At 64.5% G+C, this 18,979-nt stretch carries 19 protein-coding genes; 4 read left to right on the forward strand and 15 right to left on the reverse strand.

Annotated features, from left to right (window positions below):
- Positions 1 to 74: 74 nt before the first annotated feature.
- The 3 genes from ileS to H8A92_RS18375 all read right to left on the reverse strand — a co-directional run bounded on the left by ileS (position 75) and on the right by H8A92_RS18375 (position 4,989).
- The gene (ileS, locus tag H8A92_RS18365) at positions 75 to 3,074 is read right to left on the reverse strand and encodes an isoleucine--tRNA ligase (protein WP_229197075.1); all 3,000 of its coding nucleotides are present in this window, start codon (positions 3,072 to 3,074) and stop codon (positions 75 to 77) included.
- A 383-nt stretch (positions 3,075 to 3,457) separates the two neighbouring features.
- Positions 3,458 to 4,009, reverse strand: a complete 552-nt coding sequence (locus H8A92_RS18370; protein ID WP_229197076.1) for a sugar O-acetyltransferase — start codon at positions 4,007 to 4,009, stop codon at positions 3,458 to 3,460.
- Positions 4,006 to 4,989 carry a bifunctional riboflavin kinase/FAD synthetase gene (locus H8A92_RS18375; protein ID WP_229197077.1) on the reverse strand — a complete coding sequence of 328 codons (984 nt, stop codon included), beginning with the start codon at positions 4,987 to 4,989 and terminating at the stop codon, positions 4,006 to 4,008. The genes H8A92_RS18370 and H8A92_RS18375 overlap by 4 nt, the downstream gene beginning before the upstream one ends.
- A 214-nt stretch (positions 4,990 to 5,203) precedes the next feature.
- Between H8A92_RS18375 and H8A92_RS18380 the strand changes: the two genes are divergently transcribed.
- Positions 5,204 to 5,599, forward strand: coding sequence for a response regulator (locus H8A92_RS18380; protein WP_016844467.1), 396 nt, complete (start codon positions 5,204 to 5,206; stop codon positions 5,597 to 5,599).
- A 99-nt stretch (positions 5,600 to 5,698) separates the two neighbouring features.
- On the opposite strand, the gene H8A92_RS18385 is transcribed toward H8A92_RS18380, so the two are convergent.
- The 8 genes from H8A92_RS18385 to uvrC all read right to left on the reverse strand — a co-directional run bounded on the left by H8A92_RS18385 (position 5,699) and on the right by uvrC (position 13,340).
- The gene (locus H8A92_RS18385) at positions 5,699 to 5,980 is read right to left on the reverse strand and encodes a DUF2845 domain-containing protein (RefSeq protein ID WP_229197078.1); all 282 of its coding nucleotides are present in this window, start codon (positions 5,978 to 5,980) and stop codon (positions 5,699 to 5,701) included.
- A gap of 321 nt (positions 5,981 to 6,301) precedes the next feature.
- Positions 6,302 to 7,156: a TIGR01459 family HAD-type hydrolase gene (locus H8A92_RS18390; RefSeq protein ID WP_229197079.1), complete on the reverse strand. Its 855-nt coding sequence runs from the start codon at positions 7,154 to 7,156 to the stop codon at positions 6,302 to 6,304.
- Positions 7,157 to 7,171: 15 nt separating this feature from the next.
- Positions 7,172 to 8,584, reverse strand: coding sequence for an EAL domain-containing protein (locus H8A92_RS18395; protein WP_229197080.1), 1,413 nt, complete (start codon positions 8,582 to 8,584; stop codon positions 7,172 to 7,174).
- A gap of 145 nt (positions 8,585 to 8,729) precedes the next feature.
- Positions 8,730 to 9,701 carry a 50S ribosomal protein L3 N(5)-glutamine methyltransferase gene (prmB, locus tag H8A92_RS18400; protein ID WP_229197081.1) on the reverse strand — a complete coding sequence of 324 codons (972 nt, stop codon included), beginning with the start codon at positions 9,699 to 9,701 and terminating at the stop codon, positions 8,730 to 8,732.
- Positions 9,701 to 10,168, reverse strand: coding sequence for a molybdenum cofactor biosynthesis protein MoaE (locus H8A92_RS18405; RefSeq protein ID WP_229197082.1), 468 nt, complete (start codon positions 10,166 to 10,168; stop codon positions 9,701 to 9,703). The genes prmB and H8A92_RS18405 overlap by 1 nt, the downstream gene beginning before the upstream one ends.
- A gap of 8 nt (positions 10,169 to 10,176) precedes the next feature.
- Positions 10,177 to 10,428: a molybdopterin converting factor subunit 1 gene (gene moaD, locus H8A92_RS18410; protein WP_229197083.1), complete on the reverse strand. Its 252-nt coding sequence runs from the start codon at positions 10,426 to 10,428 to the stop codon at positions 10,177 to 10,179.
- A complete protein-coding gene (gene pgsA, locus H8A92_RS18415; RefSeq protein WP_016844474.1) occupies positions 10,425 to 11,039 on the reverse strand; it encodes a CDP-diacylglycerol--glycerol-3-phosphate 3-phosphatidyltransferase in 615 nt (204 codons plus the stop codon). Before pgsA ends, moaD begins: the two co-directional genes overlap by 4 nt.
- A gap of 192 nt (positions 11,040 to 11,231) precedes the next feature.
- The gene (gene uvrC, locus H8A92_RS18420; protein WP_229197084.1) at positions 11,232 to 13,340 is read right to left on the reverse strand and encodes an excinuclease ABC subunit UvrC; all 2,109 of its coding nucleotides are present in this window, start codon (positions 13,338 to 13,340) and stop codon (positions 11,232 to 11,234) included.
- Positions 13,341 to 13,602: 262 nt separating this feature from the next.
- Between uvrC and H8A92_RS18425 the strand changes: the two genes are divergently transcribed.
- A complete protein-coding gene (locus tag H8A92_RS18425) occupies positions 13,603 to 14,226 on the forward strand; it encodes an outer membrane protein (protein ID WP_163155118.1) in 624 nt (207 codons plus the stop codon).
- Between the two features lie 296 nt (positions 14,227 to 14,522).
- Here the strand turns inward: H8A92_RS18425 and H8A92_RS18430 are convergent, their stop codons facing one another.
- The 4 genes from H8A92_RS18430 to H8A92_RS18445 form a co-directional block, all read right to left on the reverse strand.
- The gene (locus H8A92_RS18430) at positions 14,523 to 14,735 is read right to left on the reverse strand and encodes a cold-shock protein (RefSeq protein WP_016844477.1); all 213 of its coding nucleotides are present in this window, start codon (positions 14,733 to 14,735) and stop codon (positions 14,523 to 14,525) included.
- Positions 14,736 to 14,997: 262 nt separating this feature from the next.
- On the reverse strand, positions 14,998 to 15,858 hold the full coding sequence (locus H8A92_RS18435) for a 23S rRNA (adenine(2030)-N(6))-methyltransferase RlmJ (RefSeq protein ID WP_229197085.1): 861 nt from the start codon (positions 15,856 to 15,858) through the stop codon (positions 14,998 to 15,000).
- 168 nt (positions 15,859 to 16,026) lie between these two features.
- Entirely contained in the window at positions 16,027 to 16,713 is a 687-nt protein-coding gene (locus H8A92_RS18440) for a ribonuclease T2 family protein (RefSeq protein WP_229197086.1), read from the reverse strand.
- Positions 16,714 to 16,827: 114 nt separating this feature from the next.
- Entirely contained in the window at positions 16,828 to 17,304 is a 477-nt protein-coding gene (locus tag H8A92_RS18445) for a hypothetical protein (protein WP_229197087.1), read from the reverse strand.
- 166 nt (positions 17,305 to 17,470) lie between these two features.
- On the opposite strand from H8A92_RS18445, the gene H8A92_RS18450 reads away from it, so the two are divergent.
- Both H8A92_RS18450 and H8A92_RS18455 read left to right on the forward strand, forming a co-directional pair.
- Positions 17,471 to 17,770: a hypothetical protein gene (locus H8A92_RS18450; protein ID WP_229197088.1), complete on the forward strand. Its 300-nt coding sequence runs from the start codon at positions 17,471 to 17,473 to the stop codon at positions 17,768 to 17,770.
- Between the two features lie 43 nt (positions 17,771 to 17,813).
- A complete protein-coding gene (locus H8A92_RS18455; protein WP_229197089.1) occupies positions 17,814 to 18,344 on the forward strand; it encodes a DUF3617 domain-containing protein in 531 nt (176 codons plus the stop codon).
- Positions 18,345 to 18,979 lie beyond the last annotated feature (635 nt).

Genomic DNA, 18,979 nt, shown 5'->3' on the forward strand with positions numbered 1-18,979 from the left:
CCTTCGTCCATCGAGACAGCGGTGGTTATGGGTCCCGGCCCCGTGCGCGCACTAGGCCGGGACGACGGTGGATGTTAGGCCGTGACCCCCAGCGCCTTCCATTCGCGCAGTGCCTGCGCGTCGCGCGGCGAGACGTCGGGATACTCGGGATCCGCGCCGATATCGGGGAGGATCTTCCACGACCGGGCGCACTTCGTGCCGACCGCCTTCTCGACCACCACGGCAACGCCAGGCACCGCGTCGAGGCGGAAGGCGTTAGCCGGCGCTTCGCCCTCGCGCACCTCGTAGTTCGAGGTGATGCAGACCTCGGCGAGATCGATGTCGAACAGCGTTGCCAGCATCGCGCGGTCGGCGACGTAGATCACCGGCGAGGCCTCGAGCGACGAGCCGATCCGCTTGGCGGCGCGTTCAAGCTCGAGCGCACCGGTGACGACGCGGCGGACGTTACGGATCGTCTCCCACTTCGCGGCGAGGGTGTCGTCGCGGAACTGCTCGAGACCTTCGGGGAACAGCGTGAGATGCACCGAAGGCTCGGCGTTCGGCCGGTACATCCGCCAGGCTTCGTCGGTGGTGAAGCTCAGGATCGGCGCCAGCCATTTCAGGATCGCGTCGCAGAGCAGGTCGATCGTGGTCAGCGCCGCCTTGCGCGCCACCGAGGACGGCGGGTCGCAATACAGCGTGTCCTTGCGGATGTCGAAGTAGAACGCCGACAGCTCGGAGTTCATGAAGGCTGCGAGCGTTGCGACCACGGTCTTGTAGTCGAACGCGGCATAGGCCTTGCGGATGGTCTCGGTGTGGCCGGCCAGTTCGTGCAGCATCAGCCGCTCGAGCTCGGGCATCTCGGCAAAGGCGACCTTCTCGCTCGGCTTGAAGTGATGCAGCGTGCCGAGCATCCAGCGGATCGAGTTGCGCAGCTTGCGATAGGTCTCGATGGTGTTCTTCAGGATCTCCGGGCCGATGCGCTGGTCGTCGGCATAGTCGGTGGCGCACACCCACAGGCGCAGGATATCCGCGCCGGAATCCTTGATCACCTTCTGCGGCTCGACCGTGTTGCCGAGCGACTTCGACATCTTGCGGCCGTTCTCGTCGAGCGTGAAGCCGTGGGTCAGCACGATGTCGTACGGCGCCCGCCCGCGGGTGCCGGCGCTTTCCAGCAGCGACGAGTGGAACCAGCCGCGATGCTGGTCCGAGCCTTCCAGATACATCACGGTGTCATCGCCGCCGTCGATCTTGCGGACGATGTTGCCGAGCTGCGGGAAGTTCTGGCGGTCTTCCAGCACGAAGGCGTGCGTGGAGCCGGAATCGAACCAGACGTCGCAGATGTCGTCGACCTTCTTCCAGTTCTCCGATGCGCGGCTCCCGAGGAAGCGCTCGCGGGCGCCGTCCATGTACCAGGCGTCGGCGCCTTCCTCCATGAACGCTTCGGTGATGCGCTGGTTGACGACCTCGTCCTGCAGGATCTCGGCCGAGCCGTCGGCGTTCTCGCGCACGAACACGGCGATCGGGACGCCCCAGGCACGCTGACGCGAGATCACCCAGTCCGGGCGGTTGGCGATCATGCCGTTGATGCGGTTCTCGCCGGCCGGCGGCACCCATTGCGTGACCGAGATCGCCTGCAGCGCGCGGGCGCGCAGCGTGTCGCCCTTCTTGGCGTGGCCGTTCTCGGCGATGTCCTTGTCCATCGCGATGAACCATTGCGGCGTGTTGCGGAAGATCACCGGCTTCTTGGAACGCCAGGAATGCGGATACTGGTGCTTGAGGCGGCCGCGCGCCAGCAGTCTGCCGGCCTCGATCAGCGCCTTGATCACGGCCTCGTTGGCATCGCCCTTCTCGCCCTTGTCGTTGAGCACGCGTTTTCCCGTGAAGCCCGGCGCCTGCGCGGTGTAGGCGCCGTTCTCGTCGACGGTGTAGGGGATCGCAGTCGGGATGCCGCGGGCATCGAGCGCGCGGGTGTTGGCCGTCCAGACATCGAAGTCCTCGCGGCCGTGGCTCGGCGCGGTGTGCACGAAGCCGGTACCGGTGTCGTCGGTGACATGCTCGCCGTCGAGCAGCGGCACGGTGAATTCGTAGCCGCCGCCAAAGCCCTTCAACGGATGAGCGCATTCCACGGCATCCAACGTGTCGCCGGGAATATCGCGGACCTTCTCATAGGACGTGACGCGCGCCTGCTTGAACACCTCGGCGGCGAGGGCATCGGCCAGGATCAGGAGATCGCCGGTCTTCGCCCAATTGTCCGCGGGCGCATCCGTCACCCTGTAGAGGCCATAGGCGATCTTCGGCGAGAACGAGATCGCGCGGTTGCCGGGCAGCGTCCACGGCGTGGTGGTCCAGATCACCACCGAGGCATTGGCGAGCGCGCCATGCGCCGGCGAGGTGACCGGGAATTTCACCCACACCATGTCGGAGGTGTAGTCCTCGTATTCGACCTCGGCTTCGGCGAGCGCGGTCTTCTCGACCACGCTCCACATCACGGGCTTGGAGCCGCGATAGAGCGTGCCGTTGGCGGCGAACTTCATCAGCTCGCGGGCGATCTGCGCCTCGGCCGGATAGCTCATCGTCTGATAGGGATGGTCCCAGTCGCCGATGATGCCGAGCCGCTTGAACTCCTCGCGCTGCACGTTGATCCAGTGCGTCGCATAGGCACGGCATTCCCGGCGGAACGCGACCATCGCGGCGGAATCGCGAAAGTCGGGCTTCTGCTTGCCCTTGGAACGGTAGTTCTCCTCCTCGATCTTCCATTCGATCGGCAGGCCGTGGCAGTCCCAGCCCGGCACGTAGTTGGAGTCGAAGCCGAGCATCTGCTGACTCTTGGTCACGACGTCCTTGAGGATCTTGTTCAGCGCGTGCCCGATATGGATGTTGCCGTTGGCGTAGGGCGGGCCGTCATGCAGCACGAATTTGGCGCGGCCCTCGGCTTCCCGGCGGAGCTTGTCGTAGAGGCCGATGTCGTTCCAGTATTTCAGGATTTCCGGCTCGCGCTGGGGCAGGCCGGCGCGCATCGGGAATTCCGTCTGCGGCAGGTAAAGGGTCTTGGAATAGTCGTTAGCGTCGGTCTTTTGCGGCTTGTCGGACATGAAAGCTCTGATTTGGCAGGTGCGGGCGCGGATACGCGGTCAATCGCGGGTGAAAACGGCGAAAATCCCGGTCTTGCGCCGAGCCTTCAGGCTCAGGCGGAAGCCGGGCCGCTAATCCGTATGATGCGCCGCGAAAACATGGGGTTTCCATAGCAGCCGAGCGCGGAAATCGCAAAGCCCCCGGCGGACTGTTCCGAGGGAGCCGCCCCTTAGCAAGTACCTTCACCCGTCACCCTGAGGTGCGAGCTCTTGCGAGCCTCGAAGGGTGCACGGCCCCGCTGGTGGCCGTCGACCCTTCGAGGGCCGCTGAAGAAGCGGCCACCTCCAGCGACAAAGGCGAAGCCTTTGCGCGGGGGTGACGGGTTAAGAACCGCATGTGCCCGCTAGGCCGCCCGCCGCCGGGCCGGATTTCCGGCCACGATCGTCCCTGAGGCGACGTCCCGCGTCACCACGCTGCCGGCCCCGACCAGGGCGCCGTCGCCGATGGTGACGCCGGGCAGGATGATGGCGCCCCCACCGATCCAGACGTCGCTCCCGATCCGAATCGGGCGGCCGAATTCCAGCCCGGCGCGGCGGGTTTCGGCATCGCGCGGGTGGTCGGCGGTATAGATCTGCACTGCGGGCCCGATCTGGGTGCGATCGCCGATCATGACCTCGACCACGTCGAGGATCACGCAGTTGAAGTTGAGGAACACGCCGTCGCCGAGGCTGATATTGCTGCCGTAATCGCAGAAGAACGGCGGGCGGATCATGGCGTCCTTGCCGACCTTGTGGAAGCGCTCGGCGAGCAGCGCGTTCAACTCGGCCGCGGACGACGCGCCCGACGCATTGTAGCGTGCCATCCAGCGTTCCGCCGCGGTATGGTCGGCGGCGATCTCCGCATCCGGGCGATACAGTTCGCCCGCCAGCATTTTTTGCTTTTCAGTCTTGTTCAATCAATCGCTCCGAGCTGCGGGAACGCGTTCGGCGCGGCGGCGAGGTGCGCGCGCGCCTTGGCGCTGTCGTCATCCATCTGGCGTATCAACGCCTCGATGGTGTCGAATTTCAGCTCTTCGCGAATGAAACCGATGAAGGCGACATCAAGGACCGTGTCGTAGAGATCGCCCTTGAAGTCGAACAGGAACACTTCGAGCAGCGGCGCGCCGTTGTCGAAGGTCGGACGGCGGCCGAAGCTGGCGACGCCATCGAACCGCACCTTGTCGTTGCCCTGCGCCTTGCCGACCCGCACCGCATAGATGCCGTGCTTGAGGCCGCAATGCTTGTCGAGGCGGATGTTGGCGGTGGGGTAGCCGAGGTCGCGGCCGCGCTTCTCGCCATGGATCACCTTGCCGGTGACGAACCACGGCCCGCCCAGCATCGTGGTGGCTTCGTCGACCTGGCCCTCGGCGAGCGCCATGCGGATGGCGCTGGAGGAGACCGGGCGTTCCTCGATGTCGACATGGGCCTGCACGTCGACCTCGATTCCGAGCCGCGGCGCCTCGCTGACCAACAGACTCGGCGAGCCGACCCGGCCCTTGCCGAAATGGAAGTCGTAGCCGACCGCGATGCCGCTGATGCCGAGCCTCTCGATCAGGTCACGGTGAATGAAATCCTGTGCCGTGGTCCCGGCGCGGGCCTTGTCGAAGGTCATGACGACGGCGCCGGCGAGCCCGGTGGCCGCGAGCAGCCGCAGCTTATTGGTCTCGTCCGTGAGACGGAATTGCGGGGTGTTCGGGCTGAAGAAGCTGCGCGGATGCGGCTCGAAGGTCACGGCGAGCGCGGGTACGCCGTGCGTCTTGCCCATCGCGAGCGCCGCACCGATCACGGCGCGGTGACCGAGATGGACGCCGTCGAAATTTCCCATCGCGACCACGGCGCCCTTCGGAATGGCGCTTTCGGGGGTGTTGTCGCGGATAACGGTAAAGCCGGTGCTCATGTCAGGGATTCTTCAAGGATTTTTAAGCATGATTGTTGCGCGCCGGACCGTGACGCGGCGGCGGCGTGGAAGTCAAGCGTAGCGAAAATCGCGTCAAATCCGTAACAATCCGGATTCAGCCGGTTAACGCGCTGTTTAACGCCTGCTGTTAGTCGTTGGCGGAAAGCTGCGTTTGTGCAGAAGCCAAGTTGCGTCAGTGGTTTTGGGGGGAAAGATGGCGGTTGATTTGTCCATGCCGGTTCTGGTGGTTGATGATTACAGCACCATGATCCGCATCATCCGGAATCTTCTCAAGCAGCTTGGATTCGAGAATATCGACGATGCCTCCGACGGCTCTGCGGCGCTCAACAAGATGCGCGGCAAGAAGTACGGCCTGGTGATTTCCGACTGGAACATGGAGCCGATGACCGGCTACGACCTGCTCAAGGAAGTCCGCGCCGATCCCAATCTCGCGACCACGCCCTTCATCATGATCACGGCGGAATCCAAGACCGAGAACGTAATCGCGGCCAAGAAGGCCGGCGTGAACAACTACATCGTCAAGCCGTTCAACGCCGCCACGCTGAAGACCAAGATCGAGGCGGTGTTCCCGGACATGGCGACGGCGTAAGACGCTCGACCGTCGCATCGACTGAAATTCACGTCATGCCCGGGCTTGTCCCGGGCATTTTCGTTTTTGGGGCGTTATGGCGCAAACGGCACAAGTGAGTTAACGACGCTCCTCCCGCCAAGCGGCAATTTCCGATAGTTTGCCATCAGTAAAAAATAGAAATCCTCGCTGATAAGTCCACCCGACTCTGCCGTCAGGCACATCGTAGATGCGGATTGGTTTACCCCAGCACGACGCCTCTACTTGTGCTTCGGTCATGCCGATGGTCGGTCGGCCCTTCTCCTGACAGATGCGGTATAACTGCTGATAATCTTCGAGTTCATCGGCAAAGGTCGTGGTGGCAAATCCGCAAGGGAAAAGCCCGACCAACAAAAGCCGCATGATCATCTCAACAGCTGGATTTCTCACAGCAGCGGGCGCTCGCGCAATTTCGGAATATTGGAAATTACCCCTGAGTTGCCCGACGTGTCAAGGCTACGGACACCCGGCGCCCTGGGCTACTTTGCATGGGGTTGTTTTCGATATTTTTGTCAGCGCGCCGCTTCACCTCGCCCCGCTTGCGGGGAGAGGTCGGATTGCATCGCAGATGCGATCCGGGTGAGGGGGTACAGGTCTAACCGCATTCGTTACTCGCGGAAGCAGCCCCTCACCCCAACCCTCTCCCCGTGAAGAACGGGGAGAGGGGGCACAGGGAGCTCGCCGCTACCACTTCAGCTCGCGCATCAGCGCGCGCGGCGGATGGCCGAACAATTCCTTCACCGATGCCGGATCGAGCTGCTCGATGCCCTCGAACTCTTCCGAATGGATACCGCGGGTGACGAACAAAAGGTCGATGCCGAAGCCAAGGGCGCCGGTCAGGTCGGTGCGCACGGAATCGCCGATCGCGAGCACGCGGCTGAGCTCGGTCGGACGCCCGCGGCGCTCAGTGGCCAGCGCCATGGCGCGCTCGTAGATCGGCCGGTGCGGCTTGCCATAGAAGATCACCTCGCCGCCGAGCTCGCGATACAGCTCGGCGACCGCGCCGGCGCAGTAGATCAGCCGGTCGCCGCGTTCGACCACGATATCAGGGTTGGCGCAGACCAGCGTGAGCTTGCGCGCGAGCGCTTTCAGCAGCGTGTCGCGATAATCCTCGGCGGATTCGGTCTCGTCGTCGAACAGGCCGGTGCAGATGATGTAGTCGGCCTGCTCCAGCGGCACCATGGTGGCGTCGAGGCCGCGATGGATCGAGCTGTCGCGCTCCGGTCCGATCCAGAAGATCTTCTGGCCGGGATGAGCGGCCACGAAGTGCCGCGTCAGGTCGCCCGAGGAGACGATCGCGTCATAGGTCTCGTCGGCGACGCCGAGCTTGCGCAGCTGGCGCTGCACGGAATCGGCCGGACGCGGCGCGTTGGTGATCAGGATGACGGTGCCGCCGCGCTGGCGGAATGTGTGCAGTGCCTCGCAGGCCTCGGGAAAGGATTCGAGCCCGTTGTGCACGACGCCCCAGATGTCCGACAGCACGACGTCGACATCGCCGGTGAGGTCGCGCAGCCGTTCCACGAAACGCAGCGAAGTCATGACGCGATCCGTTGGTCAGGTCGGACCGAGCGCGCGACGCGCCAGCGCGGCGCTGCCGGTTGTGCGCTGCGGAGCTGCGGGACTGGAGACAGGTGCTGAAGTGCCGGCGCCATTAACGTCCTGGGGGTTGGTCTGCGGAGCCTCGGCGGTAGCAGAAGCCCCTTCCGGCCGCAACGGCCGCGGCGGCGCGAACAGGAAGCCCTGGCCGAACCGGACATCGTAGTCGAGCAGGTCGACCACCGAGCGCTCGCCCTCGATCCGTTCGGCGATCAGGTCGATGCCGAAGCGGCCGAGCAGGTCGGAGAGATCGGAAGGATGGATATCGGTCGCCGCGCTCTGCCTGGCGTCGAGCAGCAAGGCGGCGGGCACCTTGATGAAGCGGACGCCGCGATCGGCGAGCTCGCGCGGTTCGAGGCGAAGGTCGCTGACATGGTCGATCGAGAACCGGTAGCCGCGTTGCGATAGCGCGGCGAGGTTCTCGCTTTCGACCGGGCCGAGATTGCGGAAGGTCGCCTGCTTGAACTCGAGCACGAAGGACGGCGCCAGCGCACGGTTGGCTTCGAGGAAGTCGAGGCATTGGGTGAAGTGCGCCGGATTGGCCAGCGTCGCCGCCGAGACGTTGCAGAACACGCCGACATCCTTGCTGCGGATCATCAGGCGGCGCAGCACCTGGACGCAGCGGAGCATCACCATGTGATCGATGCGGCCGATCAGGCCGCTGGCCTCGGCCGCCCCGATGAAATCGTCGGCGGCGAGGACCTGGTCGCGCTCGTCGCGCAGCCGTGTCACCGCCTCGTAGTAGCGCACCTTACGCTGCGGCAGCGTCACCATCGGCTGCAGGTAGATGTCGAGGCGGTTCTCGTCGATGGCGTGCTTGATCGCGCCGATCAGCTGGGCCTGGCTGCGTGAGATCGCCGGCGGAGGCGCAATCGGCGGCGGGGGTGCAAACGCGACGGTCGGTGCGGGGGCGACCGGTTGCAGCAGATCGTCTCGCGGGGAGGCGGCCGGCTGCGCCACGGGAGTTGCTGCCAGCAGGTCCTCATGATGGGCGACGGACGCCGCAAGCTGCCGCACCAGTCCGCCGAGCTCGCTGATCTCGCCGGCCAGGCCCTGCATCCGGTCGGCGCCGGTGGAGTTGGCCGAGGCGACGCGGCCTTCGACCGCGGCCAGCCGACGGCCGAATTCGGCGACCTGGCGGGCGAGGTCGGCAGTGCCGCGCGACAGATCGGCGATCTGGCCGCCGACATCGCTGCGGTCGCGCAACCGCATCGAGACGGCGTTGTAGAGGATCAGGCAGGTGAGGGCGGTGAGCGCCACGATCGCCGATTCCGATCCGCTGATGCCGGCCACCGAGTACAGCACGAAGCCGAGCGAGGCTGCGACCAGCACCATGCAGATGGCGATGAAGATCGTCGAAATGCGAATCATTGTCGCGCGCCCGCGCCCTCTCTTCGAACGTCCCCGAAGCGGGACTCTAGCACCATTGTTGATTCGACGGGTCAGCGATCTTGAGAACCGGCTGGAACTGCACACGATTTTCGCTTCGCCCTGGGAGGCCGCCGCGGCACGCCGGTCAGAGGTCGGCGGCGGCGATCCAGAACACCTCGCCCTCGGAGTCCTCGGTGTCGAGCCAGAGCAGCGGCAGGTTGGGGTAGGCCGCTTCCAGATTCTCGCGGCCACGGCCGATCTCGCAGAGCAGCCCACCCTGCGGCGTCAGATGTTGCTTGGCCTCATCGAGCAGGCGGCGGACGATATCGAGCCCGTCGGCGCCGCCGTCGAACGCGATCTTCGGCTCGGCCCGGCACTCGCGCGGCAGCGCCGCCATGCCCTCGGCGTCGACATAGGGCGGGTTGGAGATGATGAGGTCGTAGCGGCTGGCGCCGAGCGGCTTGAACAGGTCGCCGCGATGGAGCGTGAGGCGATCGTCGAGGCCGTGGTCGGCGACGTTGCGCGCGGCGACCTCGAGCGCATCCTTTGAGATGTCGACCGCATCGACCGCGGCGTTGGCGAAATGCCGGGCGGCCAGGATCGCCAGGCAGCCGGAGCCGGTGCAGAGATCGAGCACGGCCTCGACCTCTTCGGGGGCGCCGATCAGCGAGGTGCCGTCCTCGTCGCCGCCGAAATGCGAATCCAGCAATTCACCGATGAAGGACCGCGGCACGATGGTGCGCTCGTCGACGTAGAACGGCAGGCCGCGCATATAGACCTTGTTGACGAGGTAGGCGGCCGGCTTTCGCGTCGCGATCCGCCGCTCGATCAGGTCGAGGATCTGCTTGCCCTCGGCGGTGGTAACGCGCGCGGTTGCAAAATTCTCGAACTGGTCGGGATGCAAATGCAGCGTCTCGCAGATCAGGAATGCGGCTTCGGCCACCGGATCGGTGGTGCCGTGCGCGAACACGAGCTTGGCGGCGTTGAAGCGGCTCACCGCATAGCGCAGGAAATCGAACAGGGTGTGAAGCTCGCCGGCGCCAACCTTCGGCGCCTTCTCTGGCGCCTTGGGCGCGACCGGGCTGCGCCTTGCCGGCACTTTGCTGCGCTTGGCCATCAGGATTTGGTCCAGCGCGCGGTCGCCGCGTCGTCATGGTCGCGCGCCTCGATCCAGCTGGTGCCGCGGGCGCTTTCCTCGCGCTTCCAGAACGGGGCGTTGGTCTTCAGATAATCCATCAGGAACTCGGCTGCCTCGAACGCGGCCTGCCGGTGCGCCGAGGCGGTCACGACCAGCACGATGTTCTCGCCCGGCGCGATGCGGCCGAAGCGATGGATGATGGTGAGGCCCTGCAACGGCCAGCGCGCCAGCGCCTCGTCGGCATGGCGCGAAATTTCAGCTTCCGCCATGCCCGGGTAATGTTCGAGCGTCAGTGCCGCGATCGGCTCGCCCTGTTCGCTGCCGCGGCAGATGCCGCTGAAGCTGACCACCGCGCCGACATCGGTGCGGCCCTTGCTCAAGGCGGCGATCTCCTGCGCGACGTCGAAGTCGGCTTCCTGGATGCGAATGGTCGCTGCGATAGCCATAGGAAGATCTAGCCGCCGGTCATCGGCGGGAAGAACGCGATCTCGCGGGCGCCGGAGATTGCCGCATCCTGCTTAACATGAGCGTGGTCGATCGCGGCGCGGATCACCGTGGGCTTCTCGAAGGCATGGGCGTAGGCGTCGTCGCGCGCGGCAAGCCAGCCGATCAGTTGGCCGACGGTGCGCACCTCGGCCGGCGGCTCGACGATCTCCTCGGTCTTGCCGATCCGTTCCCGCACCCAGGCGAAGTATTTCAGCTTCATCCCTCATCCTCCTTGATGAGGTGATGGATGCCGGCACGGAAGTAATCCCAGCCGGTGTAGATCGTGAAGATCGCCGACATCCACAGCAGCACGATGCCGATCAAAGTGGTGGCGGGGAAGACCTGTTCGCCCGCCTCGCCGGCGATCAGGAAGCCGATCGCCACCAGCTGGATCGTGGTCTTCCATTTCGCGAGCTTGGTGACGGGGACGCTGACCCGGAGCCCTGCGAGATATTCGCGCAGACCCGAGACCAGGATCTCGCGGCACAGGATCACGATCGCCGCCCACAGCGTCCAGCCGTGGATCGAATTGTCGGCGGCCAGCATCAAGAGGCTGGAGGCGACCAGGAGCTTGTCGGCGATCGGATCGAGCATCCGGCCGAATGCCGATTGCTGGTCCCACATCCGGGCATAGTAGCCGTCGAGATAGTCGGTGATCCCCGCCGCGATGAACACGGCCAGCGCCACCCAGCGCAGCCACAACGGGCCGTCCAGGATCGACTGCCAGTAGACGCAGCCGATCACCACCGGGATGGCGGCGATCCGGGCGTAGGTCAGGATATTCGGAAGGGACATGGTCTTGGTCTGTCCCCGGGTCGTGGCGATGTTCATCCGTTCTACCAATACCGCTGAAGCGAGAAGGTCAACCGTGCGGGCGCCAAAGTGCGGCGAGATTACGCTGAATCGTCATGGCGCCTTAGCTCCTTGTTTAGTCGTGATTTTTTCGGACAGCCGCCGCACACTTTGCCGCATCATGCCCTAGATGCCCTGTCGCAGGCGACGCCCTGATGACTCGCCTTTGGTTTAACCCGGCTGGGCGTGGAAAAACTCGAAAATCTTGCGGGCACTCTCGGCGCTGACGCCGGGAACCTTGCCAAGGTCGGCGATCGAGGCCCGCTCGATCTCCTTGAGCGTTCCGAAGTGATGCAGCAAGGCACGTTTGCGCGACGGGCCGATGCCCGGGATCTCCTGGAGGCCGGCCTCGCGGATGTCCTTCTTGCGCAGCTTGCGGTGCGAGCCGATCACGAAGCGATGGGCCTCGTCGCGCAGCCGCTGGATGAAATAGAGCACCGGGTCCCGCGGCTCCAGCTTGATGGCCTCGCGGTCCGGCATGAACAGGGTTTCCCGCCCCGCATCGCGCTCCGGTCCCTTGGCCACCGCCATCAGCGAGACCCGGGCCAGCCCGAGCTTCTCGAAAATCTCCCTGACCGCGTTGAGCTGGCCGCGGCCGCCGTCGATGATGACGAGGTCGGGCCATTGCGGGAACGACACGTCGTCCGCCTTGTCGTTGTCCTTCGCCTCGGCAGCCTCGCCCTCCGGCGGCTTCAGCAGCCGCTTGAAGCGGCGCTCCAGCACCTCGCGCATCATCCCGTAGTCGTCGCCGGGCGTCAGCCCTTCGGACTTGATGTTGAACTTGCGGTACTGGTTCTTCATGAACCCGTCGGGTCCCGCCACGATCATCGCGCCGACCGCGTTGGTGCCCTGGATGTGGCTGTTGTCGTAGACCTCGATGCGCTTCGGCGTATGCGGCAGGCCGAGCGTCATGACCATGCCCTCCAGCAGCCGGCTTTGGGTTGCGGTATCGGCGAGCTTGCGGCCGAGCGCCTCGCGCGCGTTGGTGAGCGCGTGGCCGATCAGCTCCTTCTTCTCGCCGCGCTTGGGTACGGAGACCTCGACCTTGGATCCGGCCTTCACCGACAGCGCGTCGGCGAGCAGCGCGCTTTCCTCGATCTCGTGCGACAGCAGGATCAGCTTCGGCGGCGGCTTGTCGTCGTAGAATTGCGCGAGGAACGAGGAGAGCACCTCCTCCGGCGTGAAGGTCTTCTCGGCCTTCGGGAAATAGGCGCGGTTGCCCCAGTTCTGGCCGGTGCGGAAGAAGAACACCTCGACGCAGGAATAGCCGCCTTCCTGGTGGATCGCGAACACATCGGCCTCTTCGACCGTGCGCGGATTGATGCCCTGCTGCGACTGGATCGCCGACAGCGCCGCGAGACGGTCGCGGTACAGCGCTGCGGTTTCGAACTCGAGCTCGCCGGAGGCCTTCTCCATCTCGGCCGCGAGCAGCTCCTTCACCGCGTGGCTGCGGCCGGAGAGGAATTCGGTCGCCTCGCGCACCAGCTCGCTATAACCGGGGAAATCGATCTCGCGCGTGCAGGGGCCGGAGCAGCGCTTGATCTGATAGAGCAGGCAGGGGCGGGTGCGGCTTTCGAAGAAGCCGTCGGTGCAGGAGCGGATCAGGAACGCGCGTTGCAGCGCCGTGATGGTGCGGTTGACCGCGCCGGCGTTGGCGAACGGACCGAAATAGCGTCCAGGCCGCGACTGCGCGCCGCGATGCTTGAGGATTTGCGGCGCCCAATGGTCGCCGGTGATCAGAATATAGGGAAACGACTTGTCGTCGCGCAGCTGCACGTTGAAGCGCGGGCGGAGCTGCTTGATCAGGTTGGCTTCGAGCAGCAGCGCCTCGGTCTCGGTCATGGTCGAGACGATCTCGACATGCGTGGTTGCCGCGATCATGCGCAGGATGCGCGCCGGCAGCGGTGCGTTGGCCCGCGCATAGGACGACAGCCGCTTTTTGACGTTCTTCGCCTTGCCGACATAAAGCACGTCGTTGCCGGCATTGAGCATGCGGTAGACGCCGGGCGAGGTCGGCGCGAGGCGGACCGCGTTCTCGATCGCGGCATGCCCGACCGACAACGTCGCCTCGGCCACGGCCTCGGCGGAATCCTCGGCAGCCTCGGGCAGGCGCGCGTCATCTTCCTCCTCGGCGGCGGAGGTCTCGGGATCGACATCACTGGTGTCGAGCGTCAGGTCGTCCTGTGGCAGGTCGGACTTTGAACCGCGCCGGGCCTTGAGGTCAGTCTTGAGGTCAGTCTTGGGGGCCGGCGTCGGGCGCTCGGGAGAATCGTGAACCATGGGCCGTAAACTAAGCGCTTGGGGGACAGCTCGCCAGCGTTGGCGGCACCGGAAAACAGCCCCGATCGCAGCAGGTTACCGACCCCGCGCCGTGGCAGCAGCTGGCGGGTAACACATTGTTAAGACTGATGAGCGGGCCGGTAACCGGGCTTAACAGACCCTTTACTTAAAACTCTCGATAAAGCTTAGCGAAAAAATTGGAATTCCGTAACCACGCCGGCCTTGGCCAGCGGGCTGCGGCAGTTGCGTGTGGAGAGTACCAATGACCCGGTTTGTAGCGCGTGCGCTGGCACTGATCGTCGCAGGCTGGACGACCTCGGCGGCGTCGGCCGACCTCAATTACGGCTCGCCCTATACCGTCTACCAGCCGCTCAATGCCTACAGCTGGGCCGGCCCCTATCTCGGCGGCAACCTCGGCTACGGCTGGGGTTCGGTCGAGAACAACCCGACCAAGCCGTCCGGCTTCGTCGGTGGCGTGCAGGCAGGCTACAATTTCCAGAACGGCTCCCCGTGGGTGTTCGGTATCGAGGCCGATATCCAGGGCACCACTGCGGACGACCGGTTCGCGCCGTGGAAGTTCTCCAACCCGTGGTTCGGCACGGTGCGCGGTCGCGCCGGCTATGCGGTCAACAACGTGCTGTTCTACGCGACCGGCGGTCTTGCCTTCGGCGAACTGCGCGGCGAGACGTTCGGCATCACGGAGTCGCACACCAACGCGGGCTTCACCGTCGGCGCCGGCGCCGAAATGGGCTTCGCCCCGCATTGGAGCGCCAAGATCGAGTATCTCTACGTCGATCTCGCCAACAGCAACTTCACCATCACCGGCGGCGCGTCGAACGGCTACAGCTTCAGCCTGGTTCGCGCCGGCATCAACTATCACTTCTGAGAACAAGAAGACGTCTGATATCAACTCCCGGCTGCGCCTCGCGCGGCCGGGTTTTTCTTAGTGCGGATGATACGACGTGCGGGCGATGCGACGCGTCGCGCGCAGCGCAGCAGCACGCACGCCGCAGTGTCCGCGAATCCACTCGGCGGGCCGCAGGCCTTGGACATGCGGCACGGCCAGTCGCGTCCGCATCATGCAGGCGGTCATGCAGCGAGCGCGAGCCGCGCGCTCGGCAGTCAACTCACACGCAACGCTTCACTTGGCGTCCATCACGAGCCGCGCACCGCGAGCACTCGTCATGAAACCACCAGGTTGACGGCTTTCGGGCCCTTGCCCTTCTTGTCCGGTTCAACCTCGAACGTAATGCGCTGTCCTTCAGTCAGGTCCTTCAATCCTGCACGCTCGACAGCTGTGATGTGAACGAACACATCGCGGCCGCCATCATCAGGTTTGATGAAGCCGTAGCCACGCTCTCCGTTGAAGAACTTGACTGTCCCAGTCATGGCCATCGGGAAAACTCCTCCCCCGTATTGCTCCACCGCTACGCGCACGTCGCGTAGCGGTTGACCGACATTCGCTTGTCGGAAGCTTGGCCACCTCAACAGGCCGGCGTCACGCCGCCGGTCTGCCTGGATTTTATTTCGGCCTTGTCACTCCGCCGCAACCATTCGCGGAAGCGGAACGTAAAGCCAGTCGTAACAGGATGAGCATAATACGGTTCCGCGCAAATTGCCTATGCTCAAAATCGAACTTTTCAGTGGGTGTTGTCGATCAATGTTTAGGCGTCTCTAGTCTGAAGCGCGCCGCGCCGCCTTGACCGAGCGGCTTCTCGAGTTCGGGCAGGATGATCTTCAGCTCGTTCGCAAGCGTCCACGGCGGATTCACTATCAAAAGGCCGGTGGAAACGAGGCCTGCGCCCGCTTCTTGCGGCGCCACACTGAATTCCAACCGCAAGCATTTGCCGGCAGGCCGACTGCTTGCTGCTGCAGCAGCGACGCTGCGCGCGAGCTCGTCGGTGGCCCTCCGGGTTTTTACGGGGTACCACAAAAGATATGCGCCGGTCGGCCACTTCGTAAATGCTTCCGTGAAAGCACGGGTCAGCCGCTCGAACTCGTCCTTCGCTTCGAACGGCGGATCGATCAGCACGAGGCCACGCCGCTCGTTCGGCGGCACGAATGCCGGCAGCGCCGTCCAGCCGTCGAGATCGACGACACGTGCCTGCGCGTCGCGCCGGAGCGCATCGATCAGCTGCTTGCGCGCCGTCGGTTCGATCTCGCATGCCGTGAGACGGTCTTGCGGACGCAGCAGCGCTCTCGCGATCAGCGGCGAGCCGGGATAGGCCTTCAGCTCGCCTCGCGGATTGAATGCCCTGACGATATCGAGATACGGCGCGATCAGCGGCAGCGCCTCGTCGGAAAGTCGCGCCTGCATCAGTCGCGCGACGCCGGTGAGCCATTCGCCGCCGCGCTGCGCCTCGCTCGACGTCAGATCATAGAGGCCGGCGCCGGCATGAGTGTCGATGACGCGGAACGGTGCCTGCTTGTCCTGCAAGTAGGTGAGCATCCGCACCAGCACGATGTGCTTGATGACGTCGGCAAAGTTGCCGGCATGAAAGGCGTGACGGTAGTTCATGCTGATATCGCGCTGCGCTCCAGAGGATGCGCATGTTGTACTTCGTCATGCCCGGGCTTGTCCCGGGCATCGACGCTCCATCGCGTATGTTTCGTAGCGGCGCAGGTGGCCGGGACTATCGTGCGAAGCCGCGCGGAGCGTGCCCTCCCGGCCGTGACGCGGAGGGTTTCAGCCGCCGCGGACCGGCGGCATCAGCACCTGATCGCGGCGGCAGGCGCGACGATCGATTTCCTCGCAGGAGCGGAATTGCAGATCCTTGCTGAGGCAGATCCGCACCTCGCTGAGCCGCTTGCTGTCGCAGGTCACCGAGATCGCGGAGTTGCTGAGCCCAGGATTGGCCTTGATGAACGCTGTCTCCAGCTCGTCGGGCGCGATCGTCTTGGGCTCCGTCAATTGCAGGAATTCCTCGGGGATCTTCACCGCGGCGCGAGCCTTGCGGATGGCTTCGAAATAGGCGCGCTCGCCGAGTCCCGAGCAGGTGCCGTGCTTGTCCCACTCGTTGTAGATCAGTCCGGGCGCCGGCATCAGGTCGAGCATCGATGTCATGATGTTGCGCGCGAGGCGGGGCGAGGGCCGCTGGCAGTATTCCGGAAAGCCCCGCTCATATTGTGGCCACAGGCCGTGCACCACGAACGAGTAGGGCCGTCCGCCGCACTGCGCCTGGGTGCCGCGGCCATTGTTGCCGCGCTCGCTCGCCGCCTCGCAGAACGAGGGCGACCATGACAGCGACAGCACATAGAAGTCGAACTCACCGGGCGCATTCTGGCGGCGATCCTGGGCCGAGGCCCCGACTGCACCACACAGAACGATGGCAAACGAAATCAGAAATCGGGAAATAGTGACCAACCGAGGCATCAACGCTCCCCCATACTCGACCGTCCGGAGCCTAGCAGGCCTCCGGAACATTTCAAGAACAAAAGCCGCCGTCCCAATGGCGGCGGCTTCTGCTGGATCAATCGGGTCGGGAAATCAGGGCCGGGCGGCCTTGCAGGACGGGTTGTAGGCCCAGTTGCGGTCAAGCCCGCTCACGCACCATTCAACACCCTGGCTGAGGCCGGCAAAGCCGCCGTCCTCGATGATCGAATAATGCACCTTGCGCACCTTGCCGTCGCTGAGCATGGCATCGCCCGAGCAATAGCGGCGCGGAATGTTGTCGGACTGCCAGGGACGGAACGCGGTTTCGTGAATCCGGTTGTAGCCGGTGATCACGAGCGGCGAATTCCAGAAGGTGGCTTCCTTTTCATGGAATTGATCGCTGATGATCGCGAGCGCCCTTTCGCAGGGCGCTACATTGGCGTCATAGCGCGGGCCGGACAGCCAGAAATTCAATTCGAACGGATTTGCGGCCTGGGCCGTCCCCCCGAAAGCCAGCATGCCGACCACGAGTGCGGCGCCGAGGCCAAGCGTGTGGCCGAGTTTGTCGCGGGAGTTGAACAGGTTGCGCATGGGAATCCACCCGATTATCCGATGCGGCGGACGGTGCCGTGAAGCCCCGACAAGGTCAAGTGCAGCGCGGCAACACCTGCCGAGAAGTCCACCGCTGGCGGCCGGCTCGTTCTTTTCACGGTCGCCGGGGCACTCTATGTTGGCTTCAAGCGAAATGGAGTCTGCGATGCGAAGGAAATTGGCCGCGTGCCTGGTTGCCGTTTGCGGGATGCTGGCCGTTGGTCCGGCGCGAGCCGACTGGATGCAGCCGGTGCCGCCGTTCAAGGGCAATGATACCGGCGGTATCATCGCCTACACGCTGGCGGCCCAGACCGATGCCCGGCAACTCGCCGTCGATCACTGCGCGACCTACGGCAAGGTCGCCAAGTTCCTTGCGGTGCAGCGCTACCCGGGTGGCTACATCTCTTTCGCCTGCCGCTGGGTGCCCTATGGCGCGGCCGAGAGACCGCTGCGCACGCTCTACTGAGCGCGCTCCATATCCGTCGATCGTTTAGCCGGGAGCTAACCGCATGACCCGACAGCTTGCCTTGATTGGTTCTGCCGTGTGCCTTGTGCTGTCCGCTGGCGCCGCAAGCGCCGTCGACCTGCCCGTTCGCAAGCCCGGCCTGTGGGAGATGAAGATGGTGCGGACCGGCGGGCCGATGCCGGAAATCACCATGCAGCACTGCACCGACGAGACCACCGACAAGGAGATGAGCGCGGCGGCCTCGCCGATGGCCAAGGAAGTCTGCGCCAAGCAGGATATCCAGAAGACCGCGACCGGCTATGTCAGCGACAGCGTGTGCAGCGTGGCCGGCATGACGATGAAGAGCCACGCCGAGATCGTCGGCGATTTCAATTCCGCCTACACCGTGAAGAGCACCTCGCACGCCGAGGGCGGCGCGGCCGGCTCGCGCGACACCACGATGGCCATCGAGGCGAAATGGCTCGGCGCCTGCAAGGCCGACCAGAAGCCCGGCGATATCATCATGCCCGGCGGCATGAAGATGAACGTCAAGGACATGGAAAAGCTGAAGGGCCTGCTGCCCAAGCAGAAGTAGGGCGCCGCGCATCCGGTAGCGCGCCTGAATTGGTGCCCTCTCATGTCGAGAGGCGGTGACGTCTTGCACCAGCATCATTGCGATTAGCCCGCGACAGAGTTGCGGAGCAATCTTGTGCTGAGGGCGATGTGGAAGCCATCCGATCCCTCCCCGTCACCCTGAGGAGCGCGAAGCGCGTCTCGAAGGGGCGACGGCCCGGCTGGTGGCCGTGCATCCTTCGAGGCTTGCTCCGCTCGCACCTCAGGATGACGGTTCAACGTCGCGCGTTCGTGCGCTCCTTGGTGCGCGATTAAGTCGACGGGATGCGACATCATTGAGCGATCGCCGCGTGTCTCGCGCTCGAGCAAGATGAGAGAGCGAATACGCACTTCGAATTCTTCGTGCTGCAAGCGTGCCGCGACAACGTGTCGTTTTGAATTGTTCAAATGCACACGTCTTGAATCGTTCCAGTGTTTCGCATCGTGTGTGCTTCAAGCGATTCTATTTTGCACGTGTGGAATTTCGCGAACCCCGCCGATAGAAGTCCGCCCCAATCGATGTCGCGTCATGAAGAAGGCGCGGCGCGATCAAGATCGGTCTGGGCGTGTGGGGATTTATTCGGTGGGAATGACTTGGTATCGAAGCAAGCGCGGCTT

The sequence above is a fragment of the Bradyrhizobium acaciae genome (assembly GCF_020889785.1).
Lineage (GTDB): Bacteria > Pseudomonadota > Alphaproteobacteria > Rhizobiales > Xanthobacteraceae > Bradyrhizobium > Bradyrhizobium acaciae.

Bases quoted from the DNA above. Each gene is read 5' to 3' on its own strand.
- ileS (WP_229197075.1), bottom strand. From the start codon at position 3,074: ATGTCCGACAAGCCGCAAAAGACCGACGCTAACGACTATTCCAAGACC.
- H8A92_RS18375 (WP_229197077.1), bottom strand. From the start codon at position 4,989: ATGAGCACCGGCTTTACCGTTATCCGCGACAACACCCCCGAAAGCGCC.
- H8A92_RS18380 (WP_016844467.1), top strand. From the start codon at position 5,204: ATGGCGGTTGATTTGTCCATGCCGGTTCTGGTGGTTGATGATTACAGC.
- H8A92_RS18385 (WP_229197078.1), bottom strand. From the start codon at position 5,980: ATGCGGCTTTTGTTGGTCGGGCTTTTCCCTTGCGGATTTGCCACCACG.
- H8A92_RS18390 (WP_229197079.1), bottom strand. From the start codon at position 7,156: ATGACTTCGCTGCGTTTCGTGGAACGGCTGCGCGACCTCACCGGCGAT.
- H8A92_RS18395 (WP_229197080.1), bottom strand. From the start codon at position 8,584: ATGATTCGCATTTCGACGATCTTCATCGCCATCTGCATGGTGCTGGTC.
- prmB (WP_229197081.1), bottom strand. From the start codon at position 9,701: ATGGCCAAGCGCAGCAAAGTGCCGGCAAGGCGCAGCCCGGTCGCGCCC.
- H8A92_RS18405 (WP_229197082.1), bottom strand. From the start codon at position 10,168: ATGGCTATCGCAGCGACCATTCGCATCCAGGAAGCCGACTTCGACGTC.
- moaD (WP_229197083.1), bottom strand. From the start codon at position 10,428: ATGAAGCTGAAATACTTCGCCTGGGTGCGGGAACGGATCGGCAAGACC.
- pgsA (WP_016844474.1), bottom strand. From the start codon at position 11,039: ATGAACATCGCCACGACCCGGGGACAGACCAAGACCATGTCCCTTCCG.
- uvrC (WP_229197084.1), bottom strand. From the start codon at position 13,340: ATGGTTCACGATTCTCCCGAGCGCCCGACGCCGGCCCCCAAGACTGAC.
- H8A92_RS18425 (WP_163155118.1), top strand. From the start codon at position 13,603: ATGACCCGGTTTGTAGCGCGTGCGCTGGCACTGATCGTCGCAGGCTGG.
- H8A92_RS18430 (WP_016844477.1), bottom strand. From the start codon at position 14,735: ATGGCCATGACTGGGACAGTCAAGTTCTTCAACGGAGAGCGTGGCTAC.
- H8A92_RS18435 (WP_229197085.1), bottom strand. From the start codon at position 15,858: ATGAACTACCGTCACGCCTTTCATGCCGGCAACTTTGCCGACGTCATC.
- H8A92_RS18440 (WP_229197086.1), bottom strand. From the start codon at position 16,713: ATGCCTCGGTTGGTCACTATTTCCCGATTTCTGATTTCGTTTGCCATC.
- H8A92_RS18445 (WP_229197087.1), bottom strand. From the start codon at position 17,304: ATGCGCAACCTGTTCAACTCCCGCGACAAACTCGGCCACACGCTTGGC.
- H8A92_RS18450 (WP_229197088.1), top strand. From the start codon at position 17,471: ATGCGAAGGAAATTGGCCGCGTGCCTGGTTGCCGTTTGCGGGATGCTG.
- H8A92_RS18455 (WP_229197089.1), top strand. From the start codon at position 17,814: ATGACCCGACAGCTTGCCTTGATTGGTTCTGCCGTGTGCCTTGTGCTG.